Annotated in this window: 7 protein-coding genes; 2 read left to right on the top strand and 5 right to left on the bottom strand. The window is 72.4% G+C overall.

Going from position 1 to position 6,218, the window contains the following annotated elements; all coding sequences use genetic code 11:
* Nucleotides 1-18: 18 nt before the first annotated feature.
* Both VQ02_RS20125 and hppD read right to left on the bottom strand, forming a co-directional pair.
* On the bottom strand, nucleotides 19-936 hold the full coding sequence (locus VQ02_RS20125; RefSeq protein WP_048445995.1) for an NAD(P)H-dependent oxidoreductase: 918 nt from the start codon (nucleotides 934-936) through the stop codon (nucleotides 19-21).
* 75 nt (nucleotides 937-1,011) lie between these two features.
* Complete coding sequence (gene hppD / locus VQ02_RS20120) at nucleotides 1,012-2,142, bottom strand: 4-hydroxyphenylpyruvate dioxygenase (protein ID WP_048445994.1); 1,131 nt, start codon at nucleotides 2,140-2,142, stop codon at nucleotides 1,012-1,014.
* Between the two features lie 115 nt (nucleotides 2,143-2,257).
* Here hppD and VQ02_RS20115 point away from each other — a divergent pair, with 115 nt between their 5' ends.
* Complete coding sequence (locus VQ02_RS20115; protein ID WP_157080725.1) at nucleotides 2,258-2,749, top strand: Lrp/AsnC family transcriptional regulator; 492 nt, start codon at nucleotides 2,258-2,260, stop codon at nucleotides 2,747-2,749.
* 123 nt (nucleotides 2,750-2,872) lie between these two features.
* Here the strand turns inward: VQ02_RS20115 and VQ02_RS34830 are convergent, their stop codons facing one another.
* The 3 genes from VQ02_RS34830 to VQ02_RS20105 all read right to left on the bottom strand — a co-directional run bounded on the left by VQ02_RS34830 (nucleotide 2,873) and on the right by VQ02_RS20105 (nucleotide 4,975).
* A complete protein-coding gene (locus VQ02_RS34830) occupies nucleotides 2,873-3,334 on the bottom strand; it encodes a hypothetical protein (RefSeq protein WP_053080469.1) in 462 nt (153 codons plus the stop codon).
* Nucleotides 3,295-3,987: an acyltransferase family protein gene (locus VQ02_RS34825; protein WP_053080468.1), complete on the bottom strand. Its 693-nt coding sequence runs from the start codon at nucleotides 3,985-3,987 to the stop codon at nucleotides 3,295-3,297. Before VQ02_RS34825 ends, VQ02_RS34830 begins: the two co-directional genes overlap by 40 nt.
* Before the next feature lie 91 nt (nucleotides 3,988-4,078).
* Nucleotides 4,079-4,975 (bottom strand): hypothetical protein, encoded by an 897-nt coding sequence (locus VQ02_RS20105; protein ID WP_053080467.1) that lies wholly within the window; start codon nucleotides 4,973-4,975, stop codon nucleotides 4,079-4,081.
* A gap of 179 nt (nucleotides 4,976-5,154) precedes the next feature.
* Between VQ02_RS20105 and VQ02_RS20100 the strand changes: the two genes are divergently transcribed.
* A complete protein-coding gene (locus tag VQ02_RS20100; RefSeq protein ID WP_048445992.1) occupies nucleotides 5,155-6,198 on the top strand; it encodes a patatin-like phospholipase family protein in 1,044 nt (347 codons plus the stop codon).
* The last annotated feature ends 20 nt before the right edge of the window (nucleotides 6,199-6,218 follow it).

The raw sequence follows: 6,218 nt of genomic DNA, 5'->3' as shown, positions 1-6,218 counted from the left end.
TTCGAAGGCGCTGCGGTATCACGTGGTCGACTGCGCGCCCTGCTCCGCCTCCGTCGTGCCCGGCACCGGCCCCTTGGCGGCGACGTGGCTGACGAAGGCGTCGACCCAGGCGTCGAACCGGGCCATCGCGTCGGCCTCCCGCATCATGTCGTCGGCCTGATCGTCGGCGTAAGGACGCCCGATCCCGGTGCGGGCATGGCGCCAGAGCAGGTCCGGCACCTCGATGCCGCTGTAGCGGCACTGCCAGACGAGGCCCTGATAGGCCTTCCGCTCCTCGCCGCCATAGGGCTCGTCGTCCGGGTCGAACCAGGCCGGATGGCTCAAGATGCGGGGCAGGCCCGCCTCGTCGACCTCGTTGCCGCCCTCGTTGCCGTAGCAGAAGAAGCCGGCGGTGCGGCCCTCGAGGTGGTTCCTCGTCAGGTCGCGCCAGAGCGGCGACCGCTCGAGGGCCTGCGCCTTCAGGGTGCTCTTCTTGTCGATGAGGTCCGGCCGCGGGTTGCCGCCGCTCATGCAGACCAGGCGGTCGAACATCGCCTTCAGGTTGGTGGTCGGCCCGTACCACCAGACCGGGCCGATGATCGCCCAGGCATCCGCCCGGGCGAGGCGCGGGTAGAGCTTCTCGTTCCACATCAGGTCGGGCTGGTGGTCGCTGCCCGGGCCGTAGCAGTTGCAGGGCCAGACGCAGAGCGCCATCGAGGTCCCGACGCAGCCGTTGCAGCCCTGGATCTTGGGCTTGCCATGCTCGTTGCCGATGTCGACGTGGTCGGCCTGCCAGGCCGCCGGCAGGCGCCCGAGCATCCGGTGCATCAGCGCCCGCGCCTTGCCGTCGAGGCCGGGGCAGCCGTCGACCCGCCGCGCCGAGCCGGCGACGATCAGCACCCGGAGCGGGCGCTCCTCCAGCGGCAGGGCCGCGACGGCGGTCTCGAGCTCACTCACGGGCCTCGTCCTCCCCTCCCCGGCCGGGTGCCGGGGCGGGAGGCCAAAGCCCTGACAATCGCGGTCGTTCCCGCCTCAGGCGGCGGCGTCCCGGCTGCCCTCGGCAGCGAGCACGCCGCGGCGGATCTGGTCCTCCTCGATCGACTCGAACAGAGCCTTGAAGTTGCCCTCGCCGAAGCCGTCGTCGCCTTTCCGCTGGATGAACTCGAAGAAGATCGGCCCGATCGCGTTGGCGGAGAAGAGCTGCAGCAGGATCTTGGTCATCCCACCCTCGACCACGCCCTCGCCGTCGATCAGGATGCCGTTCTGCTCCATCCGCTCCAGCGGCTCGCCGTGGCCGGGCAGGCGCCGGTCGACGCGGCGGTAGTAGACCGAGGGCGGCGCGGGCATGAAGGCGACGCCGCCGGCCCGCAGCGCCTCGATCGTCGCGTAGATGTCGCGGCAGCCGCAGGCGATGTGCTGGATGCCCTCGCCGTTATAGGCGTGCAGGTACTCCTCGATCTGGCTCTTCTCGTCGGCCGACTCGTTGATCGGGATGCGGATCTTGCCGTCGGGCGAGGTCAGCGCCTTCGAGAACAGGCCGGTATGCTTGCCCTCGATGTCGAAGTAGCGGATCTGCCGGAAGTTGAAGATGCGCTCGTAGAACCCGGCCCACACCCCCATCCGGCCGCGATGCACGTTGTGGGTCAGGTGGTCGAGGTAGTAGAGGCCGAGACCCTGCGGAGCGGGGTCGCGCTCGCCCAGCCATTCGAACTCGGCGTCGTACGCCGAGCCCTTCGCGCCATAGGCTTCGACGAAGTAGAGCAGCGAGCCGCCGATGCCCTTGATCGCCGGCACGTCGAGGGTCTTGCCTCCCTCCGCCGGGTCGGCCGGCTCGGCGCCGAGCGCGAGCGCGCGCTCGTAGGCGGCCTTGGCGTCGGCCACCCGGAACGCCATCGACGGGGCGCAGGGGCCGTGGGCGGCGACGAAGCGGTGGCCGTGCGTGCCGGGCTCCTCGTTGACGAGGTAGTTCACGTCGCCCTGGCGGTAGACCGTGATGGCCTTGGTGCGGTGGCGCGCCACCGCCGTGAAGCCCATGGCGCGGAAGAGGTCGTGCAGCGCCTGCGGCTCGGGATGGGCGTATTCCACGAACTCGAACCCGTCCGTGCCCATCGGGTTGGCGGCGGTGACCTGCGCGGCCGGGGCGTCGTGCGGATAGGGGCCCATGGAATCCTCCTTCGTTCGTGGCCCTCAATCCAGCATGGACGGCCCGCGCGGGGCGTGCAAAATCCGGCCGCCGGCCCGACTCTCCCGCACGGATCGTGCACGCATGCGGCCTCCGATGACCGATTCCCTCACCCTCGACGGATTCGACCTGAAGATCCTCGCGGCGTTGCAGGAGGATGGACGGCTCGGCAACCAGGAGCTCGCCGAGCGGGTCCACCTGTCGCCGAGCCAGTGCTCGCGCCGGCGCCTGCGCCTGGAGGAGCGCGGCGTGGTGCGGGGCTACCGGGCCGACCTCGCGCCGGGGCCGCTGGGACTGCGGGTCACGGTGTTCACCAAGGTGGCCCTCGCCACCCACAACCGCGACAACGCCCGCCGCTTCGCCGAGCTGGTCCGCGGCCTCGACTGCGTGCTGGAGGCCCACGTCCTCACCGGCGACAGCGACTACCTGCTCAAGCTGATCGTGCCCGACCTGAAGGCCCTCTCGGCGGTGGTCAACGACGTGCTCCTGCCGCACGAGAGCGTGGCGCACGTCCACTCGTCGGTGGTGCTCGACACCCTCAAGGAGGCCGCGCCGCTGCCACTGCCTCGCTCGGCCACGGCGAGCTAGAGCGTTTTCCGGCGAAGCCGCAAAATCAAAACCTAGAGCACTGCCCGATGGCAACGCGATCGGCCGATGGCAGCACGATCGGGCAGTACTCTGGAGCAGCGCCCGACCTGCGCGGGCGCCGCTCTAGATCACCCGCGCCACCCCGGGCAGTCGCCGGGCCGCCGCCACCGTGGCGGATCCTGCCGCGACGGCGCCCGTGAAGACCAGGACGAACTTGGCGGCGGCCGGCAGGCGAGTGCCGACGAGCGCGTATTGCAGCCAGGTCACGAAGACGTAGTGGACGAGGTAGAGGCCGTAGGCCTGTGGCCGGAGCGCGTCGAGCGGCGAACCGGGAGTGCCGAAGCGGGCGAACGCGGCCGGCAGGGCGACGCAGCACGCTGCGCAGCACGTCGGCAGGGCGAGCGCGCCGGCGGGCGTCCAGGCGCCGCCCGGCCGGCTCAGCAGCAGCCCCGCAAGCGCGAGGGCGGCGGATGCGAGCCAGAGCGGCCAGTGGCGCGCGAAGGCGCCGTCCCGCGTCGCGAAGGCGTCAATCCCGGCCGCCCCGATCAGGAGGCCGCAGAAGAAGTAGGCGGCGTAGAGCAGCACCCGGCTCGCCTGCAGGCGAAGAAGCCGAGCCCGACCCAGCGGTCCGGCCCGAAGGCCCAGGCCAGGGGCAGATAGGCCGCCAGGGAGACGCCGAGCAGGATCGCGACGGCCGCGACGGGCCGGTCCGCCCCCGCCCGGACGCGGCGCGCGAGCCCCTCGACGGCACCGGGCGCGACGGCATGGAGGCCCGCTCCCACCCCGTCGAAGACGAGGAGCACCCAGAGGAACCAGGCCACGCCCCCGGGCCAGGGTCCCGCCGTCACGGTGTGCCACCAGTAGGCCGGGAAGCCCGCGGCCCCGCCGGCGAGCCGGAAGGAGGGATAGTAGGCGAGCGGCATCAGCACCAGCACGGCCGCCCCGAAGGGCAGGCCGAGGCGCCGCAGCCGGTCCCGCAGGAAGGCCCGGGCGCCGCGCGCCCGCAGCCCCGGCCAGGCGAAGAGGCCCGATAGCAGGAACATCAGCGCCATGAAGAAGCTGTCGTTGACGAGCACCACGGCGTCGAGGAGACGCCAGGTGTCCGGATCGACGATGGGCGCGGTCGAGCGCAGATAGTGCCGGTGATCGAGGTACCCGAAGGTGGCGTAGGCCAGGGCCGCGTGATGCGCGACGACGAGCAGCGTCACGGCCGTCCGGGCCCGGTCGACGGCGATCACCCGACCGTGCCTCTCCCCGGTCCTCATCCGCTCCCCCCTGCCCGTCAGGTTGGAGCAGACCTGCGGCTCGGGCTCAAGCCGGCGCGCGGCGTCAGAACTCCATCCCCAGCTTCACCCGCACCGCGTGGCGCTCGAAGTGGGTCAGGTCGAGGGGGCGGCGGGTGTGGTCGGGCGTGCGGTCGCGACCGGCGACCTGGCCCGCATAGGCGAGGGTCACGAAGGCCTTGTCCGACAGGCGCCGGTAGAGCAGCGGGCCCAGCGTCAGGGCCCGCCCCTCGAAGCGGTTGAGGAAGGCGCCGTCATAGGCCCGCAGGTAGCGGACCTCCGGGCCGACGAAGGTGTCGGAATCGAGCCGGAACGCCACCGCGTTCGACCACAGGAAGGTCGAGGAGCGGTCGGTCTCGCGGGTGCCGCGCAGGGTGCCGACCGTCGGCTCGACGCTGAGGTTCATGCCGTACCAGACCTTGTCGGGCACCAGCCGCAGGTCGAGCTGGAGCACGCTCTCCATGTCGAACAGGTTGGCGCCGGTTCCCTCGACCGGCAGGACCCGGGCGAAGCGCGGGCGCAGCTCCAGCGCGAGGCCGAGGGGCTGGGCGTCCGTGCCCTTGAGGAACTGGTACTTCAGCTCGATGCCGGCGCCGTCGAAGCTGCCGTTGTCCTTGTCGGGCAGGTCGGTGCCGCCCCGCACGCGCCGGGCGTCGCCGAACAGGCCGAACTCGATGCTGAACGCGTCGGTCGGGTCGAACTGGTAGCTGAGCTTGGTGCTGGCGGCGCCGTAGCGGGCGGGCCCCGTCTCGCCCCGCCGCTTGCCCGCGCGCCCGACGGTGTCGAGGAGCACCTCCTGCTCGCCGCGGCGACCGGTGGTGGAGCCTTCCGTGAAGCCGAACAGGTTCTCGGTGTCGACGTCGCTCTCCTCCCCGGCGGCGGCCGGCTGCGCCAGCGCGCCGAGAAGCAGGGCGCCGCGGACGATGCGGCCCGGTCTCATCATACCCCTCGGGTGTGCTCCCACCTCGCCGGGGCCGTGTGGCACGGGCCCGCAGAGCCGCGCAAGCCGGCCGCGCGGGCGTCGTCGTCGCCAAACGGTGATGAAACCTCCGCCGTTGACGAACGCTTGATTGATCCGGGCCACACTGGAAGCAGGGACGGACCCGGCAGAGGTCAGGCGCCATGATGTGGGACGGCATCGCACTCTTCTCCGGCGCGCCGGTGCGGCGCTCAGCGGACGGCGTGCTGGGTGCCGCGGGGGCGCCGGAGCCCGAGCCGCCGCGGCGGGCCAAGGTCGGCCTCGCGCTCGGCGGCGGCGCCGCCCGCGGCTGGTCGCATATCGGGGCGATCGAGGTGCTGCAGGAAGCCGGCATCCCCATCGACGTGGTGGCGGGCTGCTCGATCGGGGCGGCGGTGGGAGCCTGCCACGCCGCAGGCAAGCTCGGCGAGCTGCGCGAGTTCGCCCTGTCGCTGACCAAGCGCCGGGTGATGGGCCTGCTCGATTTCCACATCAGCGGCTCGGGGCTGATCGCCGGCGAGCGCCTGCGGCGGCTGCTCGAGCGGGACCTCGGCTCCTGCCGCATCGAGGACCTGCCGCTGACCTTCGCGGCGGTGGCCACCGAGCTCGGCACCGGCCACGAGATCTGGCTGACCCGCGGCGGCCTCGTCGAGGCGGTGCGGGCCTCCTACGCGCTCCCGGGCATCTTCGATCCCGTCAAGATCGCCGGGCGCTGGCTGATGGACGGGGCGCTGGTCAACCCGGTGCCCGTGACGGCGGCCCGGGCGCTCGGCGCCGACGTCGTGCTCTGCGTCAACCTCAACGGCGACATGCGGGTGCGGGGCACGGTGATCCAGTCCCACGGGGCGGAAGGCGCGGACGCCGTGATGGAAGCGGCCGCCGAGGCCGCCGCCGCGATGCCGGAGGAGCCGCGGCGCTGGCCCCTCATCGGCGCGCGGCGGCCCCGGCCGAAGCCCCGGCCGGATGCCGGCGCGCCGAGCGGCATCGCCAGCGTGATGGTCGATGCCTTCAACATCACGCAGGACCGGATCTCGCGCTCGCGCCTCGCCGGCGACCCGCCGGACGTGATGATCAACCCGAAGCTCGCCCAGATGGGCCTGTTCGAGTTCCACCGCGCCGAGGAGTGCATCGAGCTCGGCCGCCAGGCCACCCGGCGGATGCTGCCGGAGATCCACGAGATGATCGCCGCCGCGGTGACGCCGGTGTGAGGCGGCCGAATCGGCCGGGC

The sequence above is a fragment of the Methylobacterium variabile genome (genome assembly GCF_001043975.1).
GTDB lineage: Bacteria > Pseudomonadota > Alphaproteobacteria > Rhizobiales > Beijerinckiaceae > Methylobacterium > Methylobacterium variabile.
Note: the sequence above shows the minus strand (reverse complement) of the source record. Positions and strands in the feature narration are given on the sequence as shown.